At 70.6% G+C, this 21,760-nt stretch carries 23 protein-coding genes; 10 read left to right on the forward strand and 13 right to left on the reverse strand.

The annotated features are described in order from the left end of the window. Positions 1–63: 63 nt before the first annotated feature. Positions 64–657 (reverse strand): TetR/AcrR family transcriptional regulator, encoded by a 594-nt coding sequence (locus tag ACWDX9_RS10610; protein WP_449951533.1) that lies wholly within the window; start codon positions 655–657, stop codon positions 64–66. 80 nt (positions 658–737) lie between these two features. Here ACWDX9_RS10610 and ACWDX9_RS10615 point away from each other — a divergent pair, with 80 nt between their 5' ends. Next, positions 738–1,718 (forward strand): NADP-dependent oxidoreductase, encoded by a 981-nt coding sequence (locus ACWDX9_RS10615; RefSeq protein WP_449951535.1) that lies wholly within the window; start codon positions 738–740, stop codon positions 1,716–1,718. On the opposite strand, the gene purU is transcribed toward ACWDX9_RS10615, so the two are convergent. After that, the gene (gene purU, locus ACWDX9_RS10620; RefSeq protein ID WP_397367429.1) at positions 1,715–2,569 is read right to left on the reverse strand and encodes a formyltetrahydrofolate deformylase; all 855 of its coding nucleotides are present in this window, start codon (positions 2,567–2,569) and stop codon (positions 1,715–1,717) included. The two genes, ACWDX9_RS10615 and purU, sit on opposite strands and share 4 nt — an antisense overlap. Before the next feature lie 195 nt (positions 2,570–2,764). Between purU and ACWDX9_RS10625 the strand changes: the two genes are divergently transcribed. Next, positions 2,765–3,715 carry an anion permease gene (locus tag ACWDX9_RS10625; protein WP_449951538.1) on the forward strand — a complete coding sequence of 317 codons (951 nt, stop codon included), beginning with the start codon at positions 2,765–2,767 and terminating at the stop codon, positions 3,713–3,715. A gap of 81 nt (positions 3,716–3,796) precedes the next feature. Next, entirely contained in the window at positions 3,797–4,429 is a 633-nt protein-coding gene (locus tag ACWDX9_RS10630; protein ID WP_449951541.1) for a DUF47 domain-containing protein, read from the forward strand. On the opposite strand, the gene ACWDX9_RS10635 is transcribed toward ACWDX9_RS10630, so the two are convergent. Together ACWDX9_RS10635 and ACWDX9_RS10640 are read right to left on the reverse strand one after the other, a co-directional pair. Then, a complete protein-coding gene (locus tag ACWDX9_RS10635; protein WP_449951543.1) occupies positions 4,426–5,379 on the reverse strand; it encodes an SDR family NAD(P)-dependent oxidoreductase in 954 nt (317 codons plus the stop codon). The genes ACWDX9_RS10630 and ACWDX9_RS10635 overlap by 4 nt on opposite strands. Before the next feature lie 53 nt (positions 5,380–5,432). Beyond that, on the reverse strand, positions 5,433–6,320 hold the full coding sequence (locus tag ACWDX9_RS10640; RefSeq protein WP_449951545.1) for a TIGR03620 family F420-dependent LLM class oxidoreductase: 888 nt from the start codon (positions 6,318–6,320) through the stop codon (positions 5,433–5,435). Between the two features lie 33 nt (positions 6,321–6,353). Here ACWDX9_RS10640 and ACWDX9_RS10645 point away from each other — a divergent pair, with 33 nt between their 5' ends. Continuing rightward, the gene (locus ACWDX9_RS10645; protein WP_449951548.1) at positions 6,354–6,710 is read left to right on the forward strand and encodes an ArsR/SmtB family transcription factor; all 357 of its coding nucleotides are present in this window, start codon (positions 6,354–6,356) and stop codon (positions 6,708–6,710) included. Between the two features lie 10 nt (positions 6,711–6,720). Next, complete coding sequence (locus tag ACWDX9_RS10650; RefSeq protein ID WP_449951551.1) at positions 6,721–7,176, forward strand: NUDIX hydrolase; 456 nt, start codon at positions 6,721–6,723, stop codon at positions 7,174–7,176. 7 nt (positions 7,177–7,183) lie between these two features. On the opposite strand, the gene ACWDX9_RS10655 is transcribed toward ACWDX9_RS10650, so the two are convergent. The 7 genes from ACWDX9_RS10655 to ACWDX9_RS10685 form a co-directional block, all read right to left on the reverse strand. Beyond that, on the reverse strand, positions 7,184–7,924 hold the full coding sequence (locus ACWDX9_RS10655) for an MBL fold metallo-hydrolase (protein WP_449951554.1): 741 nt from the start codon (positions 7,922–7,924) through the stop codon (positions 7,184–7,186). A 143-nt stretch (positions 7,925–8,067) separates the two neighbouring features. After that, positions 8,068–8,859 carry a hypothetical protein gene (locus ACWDX9_RS10660; protein WP_449951557.1) on the reverse strand — a complete coding sequence of 264 codons (792 nt, stop codon included), beginning with the start codon at positions 8,857–8,859 and terminating at the stop codon, positions 8,068–8,070. Between the two features lie 147 nt (positions 8,860–9,006). Beyond that, positions 9,007–9,459: a hypothetical protein gene (locus ACWDX9_RS10665; RefSeq protein WP_449951560.1), complete on the reverse strand. Its 453-nt coding sequence runs from the start codon at positions 9,457–9,459 to the stop codon at positions 9,007–9,009. A 31-nt stretch (positions 9,460–9,490) separates the two neighbouring features. Continuing rightward, positions 9,491–11,122 (reverse strand): tetratricopeptide repeat protein, encoded by a 1,632-nt coding sequence (locus tag ACWDX9_RS10670; RefSeq protein WP_449951563.1) that lies wholly within the window; start codon positions 11,120–11,122, stop codon positions 9,491–9,493. A gap of 275 nt (positions 11,123–11,397) precedes the next feature. Beyond that, positions 11,398–12,621 (reverse strand): DMT family transporter, encoded by a 1,224-nt coding sequence (locus tag ACWDX9_RS10675; protein ID WP_449951566.1) that lies wholly within the window; start codon positions 12,619–12,621, stop codon positions 11,398–11,400. Between the two features lie 297 nt (positions 12,622–12,918). After that, entirely contained in the window at positions 12,919–13,407 is a 489-nt protein-coding gene (locus ACWDX9_RS10680) for a GNAT family N-acetyltransferase (protein WP_363980757.1), read from the reverse strand. After that, positions 13,404–14,945: an XRE family transcriptional regulator gene (locus tag ACWDX9_RS10685; protein ID WP_449951568.1), complete on the reverse strand. Its 1,542-nt coding sequence runs from the start codon at positions 14,943–14,945 to the stop codon at positions 13,404–13,406. Before ACWDX9_RS10685 ends, ACWDX9_RS10680 begins: the two co-directional genes overlap by 4 nt. A 276-nt stretch (positions 14,946–15,221) precedes the next feature. Here ACWDX9_RS10685 and ACWDX9_RS10690 point away from each other — a divergent pair, with 276 nt between their 5' ends. The 4 genes from ACWDX9_RS10690 (at position 15,222) to ACWDX9_RS10705 (ending at position 18,831) form a co-directional block, all read left to right on the forward strand. Then, positions 15,222–15,506, forward strand: a complete 285-nt coding sequence (locus ACWDX9_RS10690) for a hypothetical protein (RefSeq protein ID WP_185067321.1) — start codon at positions 15,222–15,224, stop codon at positions 15,504–15,506. Positions 15,507–16,081: 575 nt separating this feature from the next. Then, a complete protein-coding gene (locus ACWDX9_RS10695) occupies positions 16,082–16,915 on the forward strand; it encodes a mechanosensitive ion channel family protein (protein WP_363980764.1) in 834 nt (277 codons plus the stop codon). 9 nt (positions 16,916–16,924) lie between these two features. Further along, on the forward strand, positions 16,925–17,305 hold the full coding sequence (locus ACWDX9_RS10700; RefSeq protein WP_185067323.1) for a globin: 381 nt from the start codon (positions 16,925–16,927) through the stop codon (positions 17,303–17,305). Positions 17,306–17,322: 17 nt separating this feature from the next. Next, positions 17,323–18,831: a glycoside hydrolase family 13 protein gene (locus ACWDX9_RS10705; protein ID WP_449951572.1), complete on the forward strand. Its 1,509-nt coding sequence runs from the start codon at positions 17,323–17,325 to the stop codon at positions 18,829–18,831. An 85-nt stretch (positions 18,832–18,916) separates the two neighbouring features. On the opposite strand, the gene ACWDX9_RS10710 is transcribed toward ACWDX9_RS10705, so the two are convergent. Together ACWDX9_RS10710 and ACWDX9_RS10715 are read right to left on the reverse strand one after the other, a co-directional pair. Then, positions 18,917–20,083, reverse strand: coding sequence for an MFS transporter (locus ACWDX9_RS10710; RefSeq protein ID WP_449951574.1), 1,167 nt, complete (start codon positions 20,081–20,083; stop codon positions 18,917–18,919). Then, on the reverse strand, positions 20,080–20,451 hold the full coding sequence (locus ACWDX9_RS10715; RefSeq protein ID WP_449951577.1) for an acyl-CoA thioesterase: 372 nt from the start codon (positions 20,449–20,451) through the stop codon (positions 20,080–20,082). Before ACWDX9_RS10715 ends, ACWDX9_RS10710 begins: the two co-directional genes overlap by 4 nt. 597 nt (positions 20,452–21,048) lie before the next feature. Between ACWDX9_RS10715 and ACWDX9_RS10720 the strand changes: the two genes are divergently transcribed. Beyond that, positions 21,049–21,660: a TetR/AcrR family transcriptional regulator gene (locus ACWDX9_RS10720; protein WP_364246489.1), complete on the forward strand. Its 612-nt coding sequence runs from the start codon at positions 21,049–21,051 to the stop codon at positions 21,658–21,660. Positions 21,661–21,760 lie beyond the last annotated feature (100 nt).

The following is a 21,760-nucleotide window of genomic DNA, read 5'->3' on the forward strand; positions in this document are numbered from 1 at the left end:
TCGAGGCCACCCCGGCGCCGTGCCGCGGCCCTGCGTGACGCCTGCCGCGAGCGCCGGGCGGCCTCAGCCGGGGGTCAGGGAATCGGGGGCAGGGACGGGCAGCGGATGGGCGGCCTCGGGGCGCAGCCCGTCGAAGATCATGCTCAGGTAGCGCCGCCAGAGCCCCGGAACCGCGTCGCCCAGCGGGGCCACCGCCTGACAGGCGGCATTGATCAGCAGCACGACGTCGTGCCCCGTGACGTCGTCCCGTACGAACCCGTCACGGCAGGCCCGGTCCGTGAGCGACCGGGCGACCGCCACCAGCCGATCGCTCGCGGCCCTGATCTGCGGATCCTCGCGCAGGGCCGGGGTGAACGCCTGGCAGAACGAGCGCAGCTCGACCCCGGCGGCCATGAACTCCAGCAGCGCCGCCCCGGAGTCCGCCCCTTCGCGCAGCGCCTCTCCCCTGGCCACCAGCGACTCCAGCTGGTCGCTGAAGATCGCGGCCATGAGCTGCTCCTTGGTGGCGAAGTGCCGGAACACGGTGCCCTTGCCGATCCCCGCCCGCGCCGCGATGCGCGCGATCGAGACCTCCGTGCCGTGCTCGGCGAACTCGGCCGCCGCCGCGTCGAGCAGCAACCGCCTGTTACGCACCGCGTCCGCCCGCACATTCGCCACATCAGGACCCTACCGCAACCGGACCGCACGGTCATATTATGCTCAACCTGACCGAGCGGTCCGTTTAGTTGGAGGTTCCCATGAAGGCACTGGTGGCGAAGGGCTACGGCGGGGTGGAGGTCCTGGAGGTGGCGGACGTACCCGTCCCGCTGCCGGGCCCCGGCCAGATCCAGGTCCGTGTCGCGGCGGCCGGGCTCAACCCCGCCGACGTCCGGCTCGTGAGCGGGGCGTTCAGGGAGATGGCCCCGCTGGAGTTCCCGCACGTCCTCGGCAGCGACTTCGCCGGCACGGTCACGGCCGTCGGGCCGGGCGTGGCCCGATTCTCCCCAGGTGATGAAATATTCGGACTCGGCCTGGCGCGGGCCGCCGGGAGCATGGCGGGCCTGACGTCCTCGCCGCCGTCGTTCACGACCGGCACGATGGCCGAGTACGCGATCTTCGACGCCGACACGCCGGCCCTCGCGCACCGGCCGGCCGGCCTTCCCGTCGAGCATGCCGCCGCCCTGCCCATCGCCGCCCTGACCGCCCTTCCGCTGCTCCGCGCGGGGAACTTCGCGCCCGGCACGAAGGCGCTGGTCATCGGGGCGGCCGGCGGGGTGGGCGGAGCCGTCGTGCCGCTACTGGCGGCCCGGGGCGTACACGTGATCGCCACCGCGATCCCGCCGGACGAGAGCTACGTACACGGCCTGGGAGCCGCGGAGACGATCGACCACAGCTCCGCGGACACCGCCGCCGAGACCCTGCGCCGCCACCCCGGCGGCGTCGACGCCCTGGTCAACCTGGTGCTCCCCGGCCCGGCCCTGGCCGAGCCTGCGCGGGTCGTCCGTCCGGGAGGCCCGCTGCTGACCGTCGCCTTCCCCAGCCCCGGCCCGTCCACCGGCTTCAAGACCGTCTACACCCACGCCCGTCCCGGCGATCTGGACGAGGTGGCCGCCCTCGCCGTGAAAGGCACGCTGCCTTCCACCGTCAGCCGCCGCTACCCGCTGGCCGAGGCGGCACGGGCGTACCGGGATCTGGTCCACGAGCACGTGCGGGGCAAGCTCGTGATCACGGGTAGCTAGCGCGGGAAGACGATCGTCTTGTGCCCGTCCAGCAGGACCCGCTGCTCGGCGTGCCACTTGACCGCCCTGGCCAGGGCCAGGCACTCCACGTCGCGGCCGATCGCCACGAGATCCTCCGGAGAGTGGCTGTGGTTGACCCGGGCCACCTCCTGCTCGATGATCGGCCCCTCGTCCAGGTCGGAGGTCACGTAGTGGGCCGTGGCGCCGATCAGCTTGACGCCGCGGTTGTGGGCCTGGTGGTACGGCTTGGCGCCCTTGAACGACGGCAGGAACGAGTGGTGGATGTTGATCGCCCGCCCGGCCAGCTTCTCGCACAGCTCGCCCGAGAGCACCTGCATGTAGCGGGCCAGCACCACCAGGTCCGCCTGGTAGTGCTCCACCAGAGCCAGCACCTCGGACTCCTGCCTCGCCTTGGTCTCGGGGGTGACCGGCAGGTGGTGGTAGTCGATCCCGTTGGACTGGGTGAGCGGCCGCAGGTCGGGATGGTTGGAGACGACCGCGACGATCTCGATGTCCAGGGCCTTGGACCTGACGCGGTAGAGCAGGTCGTTCAGGCAGTGGTCGAACTTGCTGACCATGATCAGCACCCGCGGCTTCCTGGCCACGTCGCGCACCTTGAACTCCATGGCGAAGTCCGGCGCGAGCGTCGCGAAGGCGCCGTTGAGCTCGTCCTCGCCCAACGGCCCCGCGAACTGGACACGCATGAAGAAGCGCTGCCCGGCCCGGTCGCCGAACTGCTGGCTCTCGATGATGTTGCATCCGTGCCGGGCCAGCAGGCCGGAGACGGCGGCCACCACACCGGGCCGGTCGGGGCAGGACAGCGTCAGGATGTATTCGGCGGGGCTGGTCATGCCTTCACTCTCACGGGCGTGGGATCGGCGGTCACCGCAGGGCTGATCCTGGCCGGTGACCATCACAGAGAGTACCCGACACACGTTACGCGCCCGATCGTCCATCATCCATGCGATCCCGGGTAGACAGGGGGGAACGCGGATTCGGGAGGGGCAACCCCGGGTTGTCTCGCGGCTTGGGATGGAGTGCGGTCCTTGGACGTCGCCGTACTGATCGTGGTCGCCGGCCTCTTCGCCGTCGTGTCCGGGGTCAACGACGGGGGCGCCCTCCTCGCCACCGGGCTCAAGCTGCCCTCGGTGCGCCCGGCCACCGGCATCCTCGTGCTCGTGGTGCTGACGGCGGCGGTCCCGCTGGTCACGCATCAGGTGGCGGTGACGTTCACGACCAGGCTGGCCTCGTTCCACGCGCCGGGCGGCAGGATCGCGATGACCGTCGCGGTGATCTCGGCGCTGGCCGTGGTGACCGCGCTCAGCATGAAGGGCCTGCCGACCAGCCTCACGCTCGCCGTCGTCGGCGGGCTCACTGGCGCGGGGCTGGGCTGGGGGCTGCCGGTGTCGCCGGGCTCGGTGCTGCTGGTGCTGGCGTTCGGGGTGGCGGCGCCCTTCGCAGGCGGGCTGCTGGGCTGGGTGCTCGTCCGGGTGCTCCTGATCACGATCACGGCCCGCGGGCTGCGGCGCTGGCACCAGGTGGGGTTCCTCCTGCAGAGCGTCGCCTACGCCGCCAACGACGGGCAGAAGATGCTGGCCGTATTCATGATCATGTTCGGCTTCTCGGGCGCGCCGCTCCCGTACACGTCGCTGGTGGCCGTCCTCTTCGGACTCGGCACCATGTACGGCCTCCCCAAGGCGGGCCGCACGCTGGGCCGCGAGCTCATCGCCTCCCGGCCCCCGCATGGAGTCGCGGCCGAGCTGGCCGCGGGCACGGCGGTGATCGCCTGCGCGGCCGTGGGCATGCCGGTGAGCATGACCCAGGCCATCGCCGGCGGGCTCATCGGCGCGGGCGTGGCACGGGGCGGCGGCCGCGTCCGCTGGTACGCCACCGGCAAGATCGTCGCGGCCTGGCTCCTGACGCTGCCGGCCGGCACCCTGCTGGGCGCGGGGCTGGCGGCACTGGTGAAGGCGATCGCCAGGGTTGAACTCTCATGAAGGGACGGCGAACGTGAAGCACTCGTCGAGGGCGGCTCCGCCCATGACGTGCCGCCCCGGCTCCGCGAAGGCGGCCGGACCATGAAACGGCTGCGGCGCATCCGCAACCTCATGACCGGCCGCATGGACAGCGCGCTCACGGAGGCCCTGCTCGGCCAGCTCCGGGCCACCAAGGAAGGCGCGTGGCTGGCGATGGCCATGATCGGGGGCGAGGTGGGCAGGACGGGCGCGCACGAGCAGATGCGCTCGATCGAGCACATCGGCGACGAGGAACGCGCCCGCCTCGTCGAGGAGCTCAAAACGGCCCTGGTCACCCCGATCGACCCGGAGGACCTGTTCCGGCTGTCGCGCGCCATCGACGACGTGCTGGACTCCTTGCGGGACTTCGTCCGCGAGTCCCACCTCTACCGGGTCCCTGACCAGATCCGCTTCACTCCCCTGCTCGATCAGGTCATCGTCGGCATCGAAGCGCTGGAGAACGCGGTCCGCGACCTCGCCTCCCGCCCCTCCGCCGTGGTCCAGGACGCGCTGGAGGCGAAGAAGGTGGGCGGGTCGATCCGGCGGATGTACCAGTACGAGATCTCGCGCATCTTCTCGGGCGAGGTGACCGCGGAGGCGCTGAAGAGGCGGGAGCTGGTACGCCGCCTCGAGATCGTCGGAGTCGCCATCGGCAATGCCGCGGACGCCATCGCCGACGGCGCCATGAAGCGCTAGCCGAAGGCGTTGACCCCGGTCAGCTCGGCGGACAGCGCCCACAGCCGGGCGGCCTGCTCCGGGTCGATCGCATAGTCGCGCACCCCGGGCCCGACGGCCTCCGTGGTCGGCTCGGCGATGTCGCAGTCCTCGCAGTAGACGCCGCCCATGCCCGCCAGCTGCGGCGAGGTGGCCGCCCACACCTGGGTGGCCGCGCCCTGCTCGGGGGTCTTGAACATGGGGTCCAGGGCGTTGCCCTCCTCGTCGATCCACCCCGCGGCGACCATCTCCTCCTTGCGGAGGTGGCGCTGCAGCGGCGTGAGGATGGCGCCCGGGTGCAGCGCGAACGCCCGCACCCCCGCCTCCCGGCCGAGCGCGTCGAGCTGGACGGCGAACAGCACGTTGGCGGTCTTCGCCTGCCCGTAGGCCTGCCACTTGTCGTAGCCCCGCTCGAACTGGACGTCGTCCCACCGGATGCCCGCATGCCGATGCCCGGCCGACGAGACGGACACGACCCGTCCCCGGCCCTGGGCGACGGCCGGCCAGAGGCGGTTGACGAGCGCGTAGTGGCCCAGGTGGTTCGTGGCGAACTGCGCCTCCCACCCGGGGCCCACCCTCGTCTCCGGGCAGGCCATGATCCCGGCGCTGTCGATGACGATCTCGACGCTGCGGCCGGTGGCCAGGAAGCGCTCGGCGAACTGCCGTACGCTCTCCAGATCGGCGAGGTCGAGCTCGTCCACCTCGACCCCGCCGATGCCCCCGACCGCTTCCTCGGCGGCCTCGCGACGGCGCGCGGGCACCACGACGCGCGCTCCGGCTCGGGCGAGCGCCCGCGTGGTCTCCAGGCCGATGCCCGAGTAGCCGCCGGTGACGATCGCCAGCTTTCCTGAGAGATCGATCCCGTGGAGCACGTCGTCCGCGGTGCTCCTGGCCCCGAATCCCGACCCGATCTTGTGTTGCGGCGTTGTCATGCCACTCACGCTACGAGTTGGAGTCCACTCGAGGTCAAACGCCCCGATGGGCGTTACAGGCCGAGGGGCTGCGCGAGGTCGGTCAGCTGGGTCAGGGCGTGGGCGAGGTCCGGGACGTCCGGGGAGAGGGGCTGGATGACGACGTGGTCGGCCCCCGCGTCCAGGTGGGCTCGCACGCGCTTGGTGATGGCGTCGGCGTTGCCCCAGGCCACGATGGCGTCCGCGAGGCGGTTGCTGCCGCCGTCGGCGAAGTCGTCGTCCGTGAAGCCCAGCGTGCGCAGGTTGTTGAGGTAGTTGGGCAGCGTCAGGTAGTAGGACATGTGGGCGCGGGCGATCTCGCGGGCGCGGGCCGGGTCGGACTCCAGGACGACCGCCTGCTCGGGGATCAGGAGCGGGCCCTGGCCGAGGATCCGGCGGGCCTGCGCGGTGTGCTCCGGCGGCACGAAGTAGCTGTGGGCGCCGTCCGCCAGGTCCCTGGAGAGCTCCAGCATCTTGGGCCTCAGCGCGGCGAGGAGCCGGGGAGCCGGGACCGGGGGCACGGGCAGCGTCCGGTCGGCCTGGCCCATGGCCTCCAGGTAGGCGCGCATCGCGGCCAGAGGCTTGGCGTAGTCGTGGCCGCGGCCGGTGACCAGCGGGGCATGGCTGACCCCCATGCCCAGCAGGAACCGGTCGGGAAAGGCGTCGCCCAGCGCGGCCGCGCCCGCGGCCATGGCCGTGGCGTCGCGCACCCAGATATTGGCGATGCCGGTGCCGACCGCGATGCGCCGGGTGGCCGCCAGCAGGACGGCGGACATGACGAGCGGCTCCTTGCTGCTCTTGCCCTCGTTGACCCAGAGCGAGCCGTAGCCCAGCGACTCGATCGTGGCCGCCGCGCGACGCACCTCCTCGGCGGGGGCCGTGCCGATCATGGGATGCCACACTCCGACGCGCCCGATGTCCACGGCCGCTCCCCTCGCATAGAATGTTCGATCGAGATGGAACACTACAACAATGTTCGATCGCAGTCGAACAGGACACGCGGTCTGACGCACACATCCCCGATCGAGGTCTCGCTGCAGGCCGCCCTCGACGCGCTGGGCGATCCGATCCGGCGCCGCATCGTGCGGGAGCTGGCGGCTGTCCCCGACTGGACGCGCGCCTGCGGCACGTTCTCCCACCTGCCGGTGGCCAAGTCCACGCTCAGCCACCACTTCTCGGTGTTACGCAACGTGGGGCTGCTGGAGCAGCGCGACGAAGGCGCCCGGCGGCTCAACCGCCTGCGCCACGAGGAGTTCGATCATCGCTTCCCCGGCTTGCTGGGGCTCGTGCTGGAGGAGGAACGCCAGGAGTAACGTCGGGCCGGTGGGAGCCATAGAGGGGCAAGCGGGTATCAGCGACCGGCCTGCGGCTCGGGTCGTCTGCCTGGACCGCGACGGCAGGGTGCTGCTCATGCACTGGTACGACCCCATCAGTCGCCTGGACATCTGGGAGCCGCCCGGCGGCGGGATCGACCCCGGCGAGACGGCGCTGGAGGCGGCCAGGCGGGAGCTGGGCGAGGAGACCGGGCTGCCGGGCTCGGCGGTGCGGGAGCGGTTCGTCGAGGTCGAGCGCGACTTCTCGTGGCTGGGAGTGCGGTACGTGAAGACCGAGCCGTTCTTCCTGGCCACCTTCGAGGAGGCGCGGCCGGAGGTGGATCCCGGGGAGCTCACCGAGGAGGAGCGAGTGGTCTACCGGGGCTACGCCTGGGCCGAGGAGCTGCCAGGCAACGTGGAGCCGCCCGAGCTGGCGAAGGTGATCGAGCGGCTCACGTCGCGGTGAGACGTCGTCACAGGTCCAGCGTGATGCCCTCGGCGGCGACCGCCGGCGTGCCGTCATAGGACTTCGCGGCGGCCTGCAGCGCGAGCGCCGGGGACGTGTCGGGCCACAGGTGGGTGAGGAGCAGGCGGGCCACGCCCGCCGAGGCCGCGGTGCGGCCCGCGTCCAGGGCGCTGGACAGGTACGGCGCGTCCTCTTCTGGGACCCGTTCCGGATAGGTCGCTTCGGCCACCAGCAGGTCCGCTCCTTCCGCCAGCACCACCAGCTCGGGGGACGGCCCCGTGTCACCGGTGTAGGCGATCACACGACCTCCGGCGCTCAGCCGCAGGCCGGCGTTGGGCACGTGGTGCGGCAGGTCGAACACGTCCAGGCGGAACGGACCGATCTCGTACGGCACGCCGGGCGCCAGATCGCGCGTCACGAAGCTGCCCGCCAGCATGCGCGGCTTGTCCAGCGCCAGGACCGCGTCCAGCGCGCCCGGCGGCGCGTACACCGGCAGGGCGGGAGCGGGGACGTCGGCGAGGGCGCGGGCGCGCAGCAGCGGGTTGAGGTCGGCGCAGTGGTCGGGGTGGCCGTGGGTGACCAGCACCGCGTCCACCTCGTCGGCCCGCATGCGACCGAGGAGCCTCGGCAGCGTGGCATAGCCGGGATCGACGAGGACGCGGAATCCTTCGGCCTCCACCACGTATCCGCTGCACGCCTGCGCCGCCGCAGGCCAAGCCCCACATCCGCCCAAAACAGTAAATTTCACGCCAACCCCCAGACCCGGCAACGATCCCGACCGTGCTCATGCTCACACAATCCGAGATCGAACGGCTCTTCCGGGAGATCGTCGTCTTCGACTCCAGCGGCACCGCGATCCAGCGGTGCGCGGGGACGCCGGGGGAGCCGGTCTCAAGCGTGGGGGCCGTCGCGGAAATGGCCGAGTTCGTCGAGCGTCGTCACCAGGAGCCCGCGCAGCAGCCGCCCCGCCACCTTCTCGTGGTCGGGCTCCACGGGCACGCCCTTGCTCACCTTCTCGACGTACGCCTCGCGCTCCCGCAGGTCGGTGTACGGCAGCGCGGTCATCCCCACGGCCACCGCCACCCGGGTGCCGCCCCGGGGCAGCACGGCCACGGTGTGCGTACGCAGGCAGGTCTCGTCGGGGGCGCCGTACCAGCCGCTCTTGACCCCGGCCCCGGGCGAGCGGATCGCCTCCCGGGCCCCGAACGCCTGCGACGCGCTGACCTGCCGCATCCACCCCAGGATGGTCTCCGCGACCGGGTCACCGGCGACGGCGGCCTGGGCGAGCACCGCGTACGCGATCGCGACCTCGTCGGCGGCCACCTCCACGGAGCCGAACCGCGAGGGGTCGCCGTTGGGCGGCGACCAGGCGATGCCGGTGCGGCTGCGGAGGTCGTCGAGGATGACCCGGGGGCCGACGGCCAGCCACAGGTTGAGCGTGTCGGCGTTGGAGGACACGACCACGGCGGGCTCGGCGTGCCGCCGCCACCGTTCGGCGTCGGGGATGTGGGCCGCGCTCACCCACGCGTACAGGGGCTTGAGCAGCGAGGCGCAGCGCAGCCGCGCCAGCCCCACGGTGACACCCACCGTGCGGGCGGGCGGCCCGCCGTAGCCGCGTCTGATGCCCGCCGCCTGGACGCTGGCGCTGTGATCGAGGTCTTTGAGCAGGTCGTTGAAGCCCACGCCCCCACCGTAGACCTACGGAGGGGCCCCAGCGGCCTTCGTAGCACTCCGTGCTCGGCGGGTCGCCGGGCAGTTCGGTCGCCCCCGGCGCGCGCAGGCCGTCGAGCGCGCCGTGATCGGCAAGAGCCTGCTCATGACCCAGCCCGTTCAGGCGCCGAAGCGCGCCCACGACACGACGAGCGCGGCAGGCACCAGCGCGACCACCCCCAGCGCGGTCACCACCTTCCACCGCCGCGCCACCCCCGGCTCCGTCACGAACGCCGCCACGGCCCCCGCCCCGGCGAAGACCGCCCCGGCCGTGACAGCGTGCGCGAGCGAGGACGTCCACGACGGCAGCGCCTCGCCGACGAGCCTGAACACCACCAGCACCCCGCCCGCCACCAGCGCAACCCGCCGCCCCGGCCGTACGTCCACCCGCTCCAGCACGAGCGCGAACCCGGCGATCAGGGCCAGCGTGATCACCACCACGACGCCGACGGCGGGTGCCAGGCACCCCCAGTCCTCGCAGCCGATGCTCGCCCAGGCCAGGCGCACGCTGGCCCACCACAGCACCCCCAGAGCGGCGCACACCGCGGCCGCCCGCCCCATTCGCCCCCGCATAACCCAATAATCCCATCGCCACAGGTGGTCGTCAGGAGAGGCGATCGGCCCGCCGCTCGTCCGCGTCGGCCTCGGCGGCGCGGCCGAGCGCGCGCAGGGCGACGGCCCGGTTGGTGTACAGGTCGGGCTCGGGCTGCAGCTCGATGGCCCGGCTCAGGTCCTCGACCGCCCCCTCCAGGTCCCCGGCGGCGTACCGCAGCACCCCCCGGTTCCCCCAGGCGGCGGCGAGCCCGGGCGCGCGCTCCACCGCGCGGTCCAGCGCCTCCCCCGCCGCTGCCAGCCGCCCCGCCGCCGTCTCCAGCTGCCCCAGCACCGTGAGCAGGTGGGGGTTGCCGGGCTCCAGGACCAGCCCGGCCACGACGTCGGCCAGGGCCTCCTCGTCGCGGCCCGCCGCGGCCAGCAGCCCGGCCCGGTTGATGTACGCGTCCAGGTAGGACGGGTCCAGCTCGATCACCCGTCCCAGGTCGGCCAGCGCCTCCTCGGTGTCACCCCGCACGGTGTGCAGCTCCGCCCGGTTGTAGTACGCCTCGGGCAGCGGCGGCCCGGCCCGCATGGCCCGTTCGAAGTCGGCCAGCGCCTCCTCGTGCCGCCCGAGCTTGAACAGCAGGTTCCCCCGCTCCAGGTAGTAGTCGGGAAAGGCCGGGTCCAGCGCGATCGCGGCCGCGTAGTCCTCCATCGCCTCCTTGACGTGACCGAGCGCGGCCAGCAGCTGGGCCCGGTTGGCCAGCAGCACCATCCGGTGCAGCGGATGCCGCTCCCGCAGCTCACGCGCCAGCTCGACGGCCGACTCGACCAGCGACAGCGCCGCGCCCGGCCGGCCGTGCCGCAGCTCGATCAGCGCCAGGCCGTTGAGGTCGAAGCCCAGCTTGAACGCCCGGTCCAGGGGCTCCGGCAGCAGGGTGGAGATGGCGATGGCCTCGTTGATCCAGCGCCGGGCCCGGCCCAGGTCACGGCGTGCGGGGTCGGGGTGGCGGGCGTCGAGCATGGCGGTGCCGTACGCGCTGGCGGCGTGCATCGCCGGATCCTGGCTGGCCGCGCGCACCCCGTCCCAGATCGCCTGGGCGTCGTCGGTACGGCCGAGGCCGCCCAGCGCGGTCGCGGTGCGCTGCGCAAAGCGCCACCAGTGCTCGCCGCCCGGCTCGGTGCGCGCCATGCCGCGCTCCCCCAGTTCGACGGCGGCGTGCAGGAATCCGTCGCGCATGCACCGGTCCACCAGGGCCCAGAGCTCGTCCGCGCTTCGAGTGTCGGGCGGCGGGTCGGGGCCGCCGGAGTAGAGCATGATCGTGAGGAGGTCCGGCGGGATCCGCCGCATCATGACGTCCAGCAGTTCGGTGTCCGTCGGGTCGGCCTCGGCGCCGTTGCACACGGCGATCGCCCGCCCGGGGCGTACGGCGTCCCTGAAGAACTCCGCGAGCCCGTTGGCCAGCCGCAGCGTACGGCGAGGCGCGGGCACGAGGATGCGCTCGTCCTCAGGCAGCCCGGCGTCGATCGTGGCCCGCCGGAGCGGTACGAGAGGGGCCAGTTCGGGCGCGGCGGCACGGATCTCGATGTCGTGCGCCGCCACCAGGTCCCCGTCCCCTTCCAGAACCTGCGGCACCAGGTGACGCAGCAGGGCGGCGGCGACAGTGTAGGGGCCGCGCGGCCGGCGATGTCCGTCGATCAACGGTGTCAGCAGCCGTACGGCCCCCCATTGAGCGGGTGCTTCGCCCTCAACTCTGAGATGGGACCTTGCCTCGGTCACCCCTTGTGAAGGACGCTGGAGGTCCCCGCCAGCCTCGCGGTTCCAGGCTTGCGGACAATGATGCGCTTCATGACATACCTCTCCCACTGGGGCTATTTTCCCATTATTAGTGCGCCCCGCCGAATATCAAGATTTATGGTGAATAAGTGGGAGGTTACGCCGCAAAAAGCGGTTGCCTTTTGATTGACACCAGTAAGCTATTGGGGCCGAAACCAACGTGGGAGGGCTTTCGTCCGGGCCTGCTCGGCTTCCCCCATCAGCTCGCACAGGCACCGGCCGAGCAGGGTGACCGACCGGCAGCACCCCGGCCCCGGCAGGTTCCTCGCCCGGACGATGATCGTGGCCCGCTCGATCAGCCGCTCCAGGCTGGGCTCCCCGCCGCCCTTGAGCGAGCGCGTGTGCCACGGGCAGGTCTCAGCGTTCACGCAGGCCCCTCTGTCGAGATACGGCGTCTGGCTGCCGCCGAGCGGCAGCGGGTCCTCACGTTTGATCCTCAGGTCGGCCAGCGTCCTGGCCGCCCGTGCGGCGACGATGAGGAGGGCGTGGTTGGCGCGGGTGCGCTCCTTTCCCAGCGCGGCGGTCCTCGCGGGAAGCGCGAGCAGCATCGCGCCGGCCATCAACCCCCCGCCGACGACCATGCCCCAGCCGATCGGCTCGTGGAACCAGATCACCGAGATCGCGGCCACCCAGAGCGGCTGCGACGACATGAGGATCGCGCTCGGCACGGCCGTGACGTGCGCCTGGCCGTACGAGCGGGCCAGGAACCCCAGCGCGCACGACACCACGGCCAGGTGTCCCAGGATCAGCCAGTCGGACCCTCCCGACGGCAGCACGACCCCGTCGCGGACGGCGACGACCCCGGTGAGCAGCCCGATGGTGAACAGCTGGATCACCGTCAGCGCGTACGCGTGGAAGGTCTCACCCCGCTTGGACAACTGCGCCAGCAGCAGCGTGTGGCCGGAGTAGAGGGCGGCGGCGGACAGCGTGACCCCGAGCGCCGGCACCGAGACCTCGTGGTCCTCCATCCCTCTCAGCAGCGTGAACACGGTCATCCCGGCCAGCGCGAGCACCACCCCCGCCCAGATCCGGCGCGGCACTCTCACCTTGAACAGGACGAGCGCCAGGATGGGCGTGATCACCACGCTGCAGCCGACGGCGAACCCCGACAGCGAGGACGGCAGGCCGTGCAGCGCGACGGCCTGACCGGCCTGACCGAGCCCGAACATGACCCCGAGAACGACCCCGTAGATCCAGGTCCTGCGCGGCAGCCCCCGAAGGCAGCGCGGCCTGATGACGAGGAGGGTGAGCGCGGCGATCAGGTAGCGCTCGGCGAGCAGATCCTCCACCGGCAACCGGTGGATGAGATCTTTCATCAGCGGGAACGCCGACCCCCAAGCGGCGCTGACGAACAACAGAAGCACGGCTCCCAGGAGGGGTCGAGGAGCGGGCACGACTGCCATGGCAAAAGCATCTCACTACTATTCGCAGCCACTGATGTACAGGGAGCAGCCGGTGAGGTTCCTCTACACCTCGGTGTTAAGAGCCTCACCCGCGGGTTTGTACATCCATACCGCGGACGCCAGAACCGGCGTCGTCGCGTACTGCGGGTGACGGAAGGAATGTCGGCGGTGAAGTCACGCCGGGAGCCCGGGGAAGATCACCGGGAAGGGGAGAAAGCGGCCCCAGGAGGGGTTGGATGGGGCCGTACGCCGGGAGCCTCAGAGCTCGATGACCGCCGGAGGGGCCAGGCGTTTTTCGAGGTAGACGACAGTGTGGTCGCCGACCCGCTGTCTGGAGAGCTCGCGCCATCCCTCTCGCTCGTAGAGCGCCAGGGCGGCCTCCTGGTTGAGCGTGGTGTCGCCTCTGACGCGTTCGAAGCCGAGCTCCACCGCGCGCCGTTCGAGTGCGAGCAGCATGGCCGCACCGTAGCCGCGCCGCTGGAACTCCGGGTGCACTCTCAGCCGGCACATCTCGGCCGTGGCCGTGTCGACGGGTTTCAGCCCGCCCATCGCGACGACCCGCTTGTCCACCTCGCCGACCAGGAAGTCACCGCCGCAGCCCAGGTAGATCTCCTGGATGCGCGGGAAGTCGTCGTCGTAGTAAACGCCGTCACCCGGCACCAGTCCCACCTCGGCGAGGGAGATCCGGTGGAGTGCGAGGATGGTGTCGAGATCTGACCACCTATAGCGCCGGATCTCCACGTTCATGCACCGCCGCCTTTCGTCGGGACCCTCGGCCGGCGCAGTTCGGCCCTGTACTCCTCGAGTTTCGCGTTGTTCGCGTCACGGGCCATGATCGCCTGTTCGAGCGCCAGGGCGGGACGCATGATGAAATCGGTCATGTACTCGTCGCCGAGCATCCGCAGCGCCCTGGTGCCGATGTCCAGCGCGGAGTCGAACTCCCCGTCGATCATGCGGCACTGGGCCTGGTCGAGCCTGATCAGCGTCTGGTCGAGGATGTGGTCCTCGTACTTCTCCAGCGCCTGGTCGAGCACCACCTCGGCCTCCAGGGTCTGGCCGAGCTTGGTCAGCACGTCGCCCTGGTAGAAGTAGAGCTGCTTCTCGGTGTAGCCGAAGGCCATGTCCGCCTGGTGCTCGGGCCGCATGTGGGAGAAGGCGTTCCTGGCCCTGGCCAGCGCGCGTTTCGCCTGGTCGACGATCTCCTTCTTGTTCTCGGCGCCCGAGAGCATGGCCAGCGCCCGCGCCTCGACGACCGGTGCCATGGCCTGCGCGGGGCAGGGCATGGTGCCGGCCAGGTCGCGGCTCTTCTTCGCCAGGTTGAGCGCCTCCCGGGCGTCCCCGAAGTAGAGCGGGACGAGCGACTCGCGGGCGGTGATCCACGCGCGCAGTGCGCGGTCGCCCGTCTCGTCGGCCGCGGTGCGTCCGGTCCTGAAGAAGGAGCGGGCCAGCCGGTGGTCACCGAGATTGATCATGATCATGCCGCTCAGCCCCGCCAGCTGGGCCGCCATCCGCAGAAGGCGGTCGTGCAGGTCGATGGGCTGACGGTGGGTCAGCGCCGCGCGTACGGCGCTCATCTCGAGCATCACGTCGCACAGCAGGCGCAGCGGGGCCGTCGTCGTGTACTGGCGGCCGAAGCTCTGCGTGGCCTCTTCCCACTGGTCGAGCATCGCCGCCGACACCGTGGCCGCGACGAGCGTCTCGTCCATCCGGCGCCTGATGCCCTCGCACGCGCCGAGCACCGGCCCGTCGAGCTCGGTGGCGGCGCTGGTCCCGGGGTTGAGCAGGTTGAGCATGGTGCGCCGGAGGATGTTCTCGTCGGCCTCGGTCTCAGGCTCCGGGGGGGACCCGGTCTCGCGCTCCGCCTGCGCTAACGGCCGCTCGGTGCTGTCTCCCAGCTGCGCGCCCGGCGAGCGGTGCCCGTGGCCGCAGATGCACGGCCCGTCGAAACCGAGCTCCAGCGGCTCCACCCGATAGACCGTGCACAGGTAGTGCATGTATTCGGGTCCTGGACGCTTGAGCCCGCTCTCGTAGGCCGACAGCAGGGTCTCTCCGATGCCGGGCATCGCCTTGTTGTCACGCTCGAACAGGGCTCTGATCTGCTCGATGACATCCGCCAGCGCGATGCCGTAGGAAAGACGGTGGGATTTGACGCGGCTGGTGCCGAATTGCGGAGTGCACTGCTCATGGATCTCGTCAGCTATCTGGGCCGAAGTGCGCCCGGCGGCCAGGCCCTTGGCTCTGATCCGCCTGGCGATCTCCGTTTCCCTGTGCTGTCTGCCGGACATCCCGGCCCCTCTCGCGCGTGTCTCGACCGGTCCATATCTGGTGACTCAGCGTAGCGTCCATGTAGCTGTGCGCCTACCCAAGAGTGTGAACCAATGTCGCCAGCTTGAAAACGCCCGGCATCAAGCGTACGGATAAGGATCGTCCTCCGAGGGACTGTTTCTTACATCCCATGAGGGAGAAGCAACTCCCCGTGACCGGGGAAGCGCCATTGCGCCCGCCCTTGACATGAGCCATGTTTGGCCCACCAGCCGATTCCCAAAAGGAGGGGACGAAAGGTGGGGGACGACAACTTCGAGCATCTGAAGCGTCTCGTATCCGAACTCGACGCTCACGGGTTGCTCGCGAGAGTGGTCCAGACCCAGGGCGGGCGCATGTTCGCACGGGTCATCAACCCGAACGCGACCAGCCTGTCGGAGAACGTCACCTGTCGGTCGACGAGCGCATCCGATGCACCGGACTGGTGGTACTGCTGGTCCTGGGGTGAACGGATGCACAAGGCCGACGACCCGGCTGGAGCGGCCACGAAGGTCGCACGCGTACTGGCCGCCGTGGGCGAGTGACAAAGTGGTGACCCGGGTGGAGCGCAGCCACCACGGCTCACCACACCCACGGCGGCGTCAACGGAGCCGGCGGGGTGGCCGGTGCGGAGGGACTCCCGTATGCCGGAGCCCTTGGTCGCCCCGCCGGTTCCGGCCCAGGCACGGTCTCGCATGCCGTGCCTGTCCACAGCCACCCGCCCGGTCCTCCCGGGCGGGTGTTCGGGGGATCCCTCCCGGAACCGGCACGGGACACGCTTCCGGGTGCGCGTCCCGTTCCGAGCCGTCCGTCATCGGAGCGTCCGCTCTCTCCCTCCGCGGCCCAGAGAGCAGGCGTCCCCGTCTTCCCCGGCGTGATGTGACGGCGGGCGGTCCGGTCGGCGGTATTTTGGATCGAATCGGTCCAAAGCAGCCGACCGAACCGCTTCCGGAGGGGGATCTACCCAGTGTTACTGCTGGTGACAGCGTCGCAACCACCCGCTTCTCAGTTGGACTTCGAGAAGTTGACCCAGCAAATGGCTGGGAGCTGCGAGAACGACCCGGCGGGTATTTGCTCTACCCTTGTCGGGATGTTCCAGAATGCGACCTGGGCGCCCTTGGTGGCTAGTCTGATCACAATCGTCCTGATCCTCGTGCTCGCGATCGTGCTTCGCAAAGTCGCGCACCGGGTCATCACGAGAGTGGTCAACCGCGCGGCCACGGGTGGTTCGATAACCAGCAGGTTCCGCAAGAACGCGGTGCCCGACAGCATCGACGCGCTGCTGCACGAGCGCCGCAAGCAGCGCGCCGAGACCATGGGCTCGGTGCTCAAGCACGTCGCCTCGATCGTCATCCTCGGCACCGCTGTGCTGACCGTGCTCGATCGGCTGACGATCCCGATCGCACCCCTGCTGACCAGCGTCGGCATCCTCGGCGTGGCCATCGGCTTCGGCGCCCAGGAGCTGGTCAAGGACTTCATCGCGGGCATGTTCATGCTGCTCGAAGACCAGTACGGCGTGGGCGACGTGATCGACGCCGGCGCCGCGGTCGGCACGGTCGAAGCGGTGACCCTGCGCGTCACCAGGCTGCGCGACGTCGACGGCCGCGTCTGGTACGTCCGCAACGGCACCATCACCCGGGTCGGCAACGAGTCGCAGGGCTGGTCGCGGGCCTTCATGGACGTCCCGGTGGCCTACGACGCCGACATCATGAGCGTCCGGGTGCTCCTGGAGCACGTGGCCGAGGAGATCTGGGCCGACGGCGAGTTCCGCGAGACCAAGATCGTGGAGCAGCCGCAGGTGTACGGCGTCGAGCAGATGTCCGACAGCTCGCTGGTGTTCCGCATCAGCGCCAAGACCCTGCCCTCGGCGCAGGCCGAGGTGTCCAGGGAGCTCAGGTACCGGGTCAAGTCCGCACTCGACTCCGCCGGCATCCCCATGGTCGCCACCGCATAGGCTGAGAACGTGAGTGAGACCTCCTTCTACGACGCCGTCGGGGGCGACGAGACCTTCCGGCGCCTCGTGCACCGTTTCTACGAGGGCGTCGCGGAAGACCCGTTGCTGCGGCCGCTCTACCCGGAGTCCGATTTCGAGGGCGCCGAAGAGCGGCTGCGGGGCTTCCTGATCCAGTACTGGGGCGGGCCCAACACCTACAGCCAGCAGCGCGGCCACCCGAGGCTGCGCATGCGGCACATGCCGTTCGTGATCGGAGAGCCGGAGCGGGACGCCTGGCTGCGGCACATGCGTGACGCGGTCGACTCGCTCGACCTGCCGGAAGAGCTGGAGACCAGGCTCTGGGACTATCTGGTCTACGCGGCCCACAGCCTGGTGAACTCCCCGACATAGCGGGCATGACACGCCACATGGATATCCCCTGGTGGCGTGATGCCATCGTCTACGAGATCTACGTTCGCAGCTTCGCCGACGCCTCGGGAGACGGCGTCGGCGATCTGGCCGGAGTGCGCGAGCGCCTGCCGTATCTTCGGCGGCTGGGGGTCGACGCCATCTGGCTGACGCCTTTCTACCCCTCCCCCATGGCCGACGGCGGCTATGACGTGGCGGACTACCGGGGTGTCGATCCGTTGTTCGGCACGCTGGCCGACTTCGAGTCGCTGGTCGAGCAGGCGCACGAGCACGGGTTGCGGGTGCTGGTCGACATCGTGCCCAACCACAGCTCCTCCGAGCATCCCTGGTTCCAGGCCGCGCTGCGGGGCGAGCGGCGCGACCGCTACATCTTCCGCGACACCATCAACAACTGGCAGTCCACGTTCGGCGGTCCCGCCTGGACGAAGGTGGCGGACGGGCAGTACTACCTGCACCTGTTCGCTCCCGGGCAGCCCGACTTCGACTGGCGCAATCCCGAGGTGCACGCCGAGTTCCTGGACATCCTGCGGTTCTGGCTGGACCGGGGCGTCGACGGGTTCCGCATCGACGTGGCGATGGGGCTCTACAAGGCCGAGGGGCTGCCCGACGTGGACGACCAGTCGTTCATGTCGGTCTCGCCGGTGTGGGGACAGCCGGAGGTGCACGACGTCTACCGCGACTGGCGGCGGCTGCTGAACGGTTATCCGGGCGAGCGGATGGCCGTGGGCGAGGTGTGGACGGACAGCTCCGAGGACCTCGCCCTCTACGTACGCCCGGACGAGCTGCACCAGAGCTTCAACTTCGCCTGGCTGCAGGCTCCGTGGTCGCCGACGGCGTTCAAGAAGGTGATCGACGACACCCTGGCCGCCGTGCCGTTCGCCACGTGGGTGCTGTCCAACCATGACGTCGTACGCCACCGCACCCGCTACGGGACCGCCGACCCCGGCACGGGGCTCGCGCGGGCCAGGGCGGCGCTGCTGACGATGCTGGCCCTGCCCGGGTCCGCCTACCTCTACCAGGGCGAGGAGCTGGGGCTGCCCGAGGTGACCGACCTGCCCGACGAGGCCAGGCAGGACCCCGTCTTCTTCCAGTCGAAGGGCAAGCTGCCCGGGCGCGACGGGTGCCGGGTCCCGATCCCGTGGACGGTGGACCCGCCCTCCCACGGGTTCTCTCCCGGCGGGGTGGAGCCGTGGCTGCCGCAGCCGGCCACGTTCGCGGAGCTGAGCGTGGAGAAGCAGGAAGGGGACGCCGGCTCGACGCTGGAGTTCTACCGCCGGGCCCTGGCCTGCCGCCGTGACCTGGTCGGATCAATTCCTTATACCTTGGAGTGGCTGGACTCACCCGAGGGTGTGCTTTTCTTCACCCGCGGCCCGCTGACCTGCGCCATCAACTGCGGGCTCCGGCCGGTACACCTGCCCGAGCACGACACCGTGCTCCTGTCGAGCGGTCCGCTCAAGGGGGACCTGCTACCGCCCGACACCGCGGTGTGGCTCCGGCGCGAGCCATAGCCGTGTGGCTCCGGCGCGAGCCATAGCCGTGTGGCTCCGGCACGAGTAGCGGCGGCCTCAGTGATCCCGCGGTGTGGCTCCGGCGCTAGTCATGCCTTCGCGAGCGCTCGCCGCGGAAGGGGATGACGGGCAGCGAGAGCAGCGCGCACGCCAGGCCCCCCGCGAACCCCGCCCAGAACCCGGCGTGCTCGATCAGCACGCCGGCGAGCGGCGTGATGATGAGGGAGACGGTGTTCTGGACGGTGTTGTGGGTGGCCAGCACCCTGCCGGCCCAGGCGGGTCCGGCCAGCTCGCCGGCGGCGAGATAGGCAAGCCCGTTGCCGGCCACGGTCATCACCGCGGCCAGGGCGAGCATGACGGGTCCGAACGAGCCGCCGGTGAGCGTGCCGACGACCAGCAGCACCAGCACGCCGAGGGTGGCGAGGGTGATGAGCAGCAGGGGCCGCATGCGCAGGCCGGTCCTGTCGGACCAGCGCCCGACCGCGATGCGCACCGCCGCCCCGCCGATCGCCGCCACCCCGAACAACTGCCCGGCCGCCACGCTGTCCCAGCCGTACAGGTGCACCAGGCAGGTCACGCCGTACGTGCTGACCACCATCTGGGGCACCACGTGCAGGGCGCTGGTCGCGTGCACCCGCCACAGCGCCGGCTGCCGGTACGGCGTGCCCGCCGGCGCGCTGCCCGGCGCGGAGATCGTACGCGGCGGCTCGGCCAGGAAGATCGCGGCCAGCACGGCGGCCAGGAGGCTGACGGCGGCGCAGACGGCGAGCACGCCGGGCAGGCCGTGCGCCCGCGCGACCGGCGGGAGGACGAAGGCGCCGATGGCCATGCCGAGGGTGAAGGAGACCTGGCGCACGCCCATCGCGACGCCGCGCTCGGGCGGCTCGAACCAGCGCAGCACGATCCGCCCGCCGCCGACCAGCGCGGCCGAGCCCGCCGCGCCCGCCAGGGCCAGCAGCGCGATCACCGCCCAGGTCCGGTCGACGAACGCGACCGCGGCGAACAGCACCGCCGCCAGGCCCACTCCGGTGCCCAGGACGACGCGTTCGCCGTGGCGGTCGGCCAGCGCGCCCCAGGCGACCAGCGCGAACAGGATGCCGATGGCCGGGGCGTTCGCGATGATCCCCGCGACCGGCAACGAAACTTCGAAATGTCGCTGTATTTCGGGCAGGATCAGGGGCAGTCCGCCCAGGCCTAAGGTGACGCTGGTGTGCGCGTTGACACCCAGCGCCAGCATCAACCACCGCTTCACGAGAAGCGTTTGAGATAGGCCAGTTCGCTCTCGGTGAGCCTGCGCGGTGCCGCCCGCTCGACGTCGTAGGCCGCGAGGACCGAGGTGGCGGTGACGTACACGTCGCTGTCGTCGAGGATCTCGTACTGAATCGTGAACCGCACCGACCTGACCTCGGTCACCCACGTCTCGACCCGCACCGGCTCGGCACGGAAGCCGAGGGGGCGGCGGTAGTCGATCTCGTGGCGGGTCACCACCAGCCCTTTGAACGGCTCCTCGCCCGCGTTGTACGGATCGATGTGGAACATGCCGAAGCGGGCGTCCTCGAGATAGTCGAGGAAGCGCACGTTGTTCACGTGATCCTGGGAGTCGATGTCGGCAAATCTCACCGTTCGGAGGTATACGTGCCGCTGGGCTTGGGAGCGTTCAACCACGTCCGCCACCGTACCCGCCCGGGGCTGGTGTCCTTGCGTCAGGTCTGTTTCTCGGGTCGGAGGTGTCGCGCGAGCGAGCTGGTCAAAGGCCGCGTGGTGATCGTTCCGGGGGGCGGGCAGGGGGATCGAGCACGGGCGCAGGCACGGGCGCAGGCACGGGCACGCGGAGCGCGGAGCGCGGGCATGAACGCAGGCACGGGTATGGCCGCAGGCGCGCGGCATGGGCTCAAGTCCACCAGACAAGGGACCAGGCGCGGACGCCCGCACCGGGAGCTGCCTCCTGCCGGGAGCGTGCGAACCACGCCCCCGGGTGACGGAGATCCACGGGCCATCGCCCACCCTGACAGCTTCGATTACTCTGCGTAATCATCGCCTGGCCTGCCGCCACCGAGCCCACTCAGCGCCCGACCCGCACTGGATGGCCAGATCGTCTGCCCATGGACTTGCGGATCTTGAGTTGAGCGAGAAGTTCGTCAGCCGCCTCCCCGACCATTGCTGTTGTGCGGTGTCAAGAACCTGATTCTAGAATCGCCCAGGTCTATACTCTGCTGCGTGGCGCGCAAGTCCTCGTGGGAGTGGAGTCGTACGGCTCAGACCCGTAAAACCATGCTGCAGGCGGCTCGCGAGGTCTTCGGCGAGCACGGCTTCGCCGAGGCCGGCGTCTCCGAGGTGGTCGCCCGCGCCGGCTCCAGCGTCGGCAGCCTCTACCACCACTTCGGGGGCAAGACCGAGCTGTTCCTGGCCCTGTATGAAGACCACCAGGCAGCGCACGAGGAGGCGTCTGCCGCCAGTGTGGCCAAGGCCAAGAAAGCGGGCGTGGATGATCCCGTCGAGTTGCTGATCGCCGGGGCTCGCGCGTACCTCGCGGGGGCCTGGGACCGGCGCGATCTGGTGCGGCTCTTCATCGATGGGGACGGGCCTCCCGGGTTCGAGCTGATCCGCCGTACGCGGGGGCGGGAGTGGGTGCGCCAGAACGCGGTGCTGTTGAGGGCCGGGGATGATCCACTCGATCGGTTCACCGTGGCCGTGCTGACCAGCATCATCGGTGAGGCTGCCCGGGAGGTCGCCACCTCGGACACGGAGGAGGAGGCGCAGGAGGTCATCGAGGCGGCGATGACCCTGATCCGGCGCCTCGACCCCCTCCAGGTCCTCGAAGAGGGGTAACCGGGACCTGGCGGTTGGCGCTCCGATCCGCACCTTGGCCCCGACACAAGCCGGGAGCGAACGTGCCGAAGCGGGAAAGCCCTCCCGCTGCCTGCGCAGC

It is taken from the genome of Nonomuraea sp. NPDC003201, assembly GCF_053590415.1.

Excerpts from the sequence above, each read along its gene's own strand:
- ACWDX9_RS10645 (WP_449951548.1), top strand. The coding sequence starts at position 6,354 with ATGGAACACTACAACAATGTTCGATCGCAGTCGAACAGGACACGCGGT.
- ACWDX9_RS10680 (WP_363980757.1), bottom strand. The coding sequence starts at position 13,407 with ATGAACGTGGAGATCCGGCGCTATAGGTGGTCAGATCTCGACACCATC.
- ACWDX9_RS10665 (WP_449951560.1), bottom strand. The coding sequence starts at position 9,459 with ATGCGGGGGCGAATGGGGCGGGCGGCCGCGGTGTGCGCCGCTCTGGGG.
- ACWDX9_RS10630 (WP_449951541.1), top strand. The coding sequence starts at position 3,797 with ATGAAACGGCTGCGGCGCATCCGCAACCTCATGACCGGCCGCATGGAC.
- ACWDX9_RS10635 (WP_449951543.1), bottom strand. The coding sequence starts at position 5,379 with ATGACAACGCCGCAACACAAGATCGGGTCGGGATTCGGGGCCAGGAGC.
- ACWDX9_RS10615 (WP_449951535.1), top strand. The coding sequence starts at position 738 with ATGAAGGCACTGGTGGCGAAGGGCTACGGCGGGGTGGAGGTCCTGGAG.
- purU (WP_397367429.1), bottom strand. The coding sequence starts at position 2,569 with ATGACCAGCCCCGCCGAATACATCCTGACGCTGTCCTGCCCCGACCGG.
- ACWDX9_RS10705 (WP_449951572.1), top strand. The coding sequence starts at position 17,323 with ATGGATATCCCCTGGTGGCGTGATGCCATCGTCTACGAGATCTACGTT.
- ACWDX9_RS10685 (WP_449951568.1), bottom strand. The coding sequence starts at position 14,945 with ATGTCCGGCAGACAGCACAGGGAAACGGAGATCGCCAGGCGGATCAGA.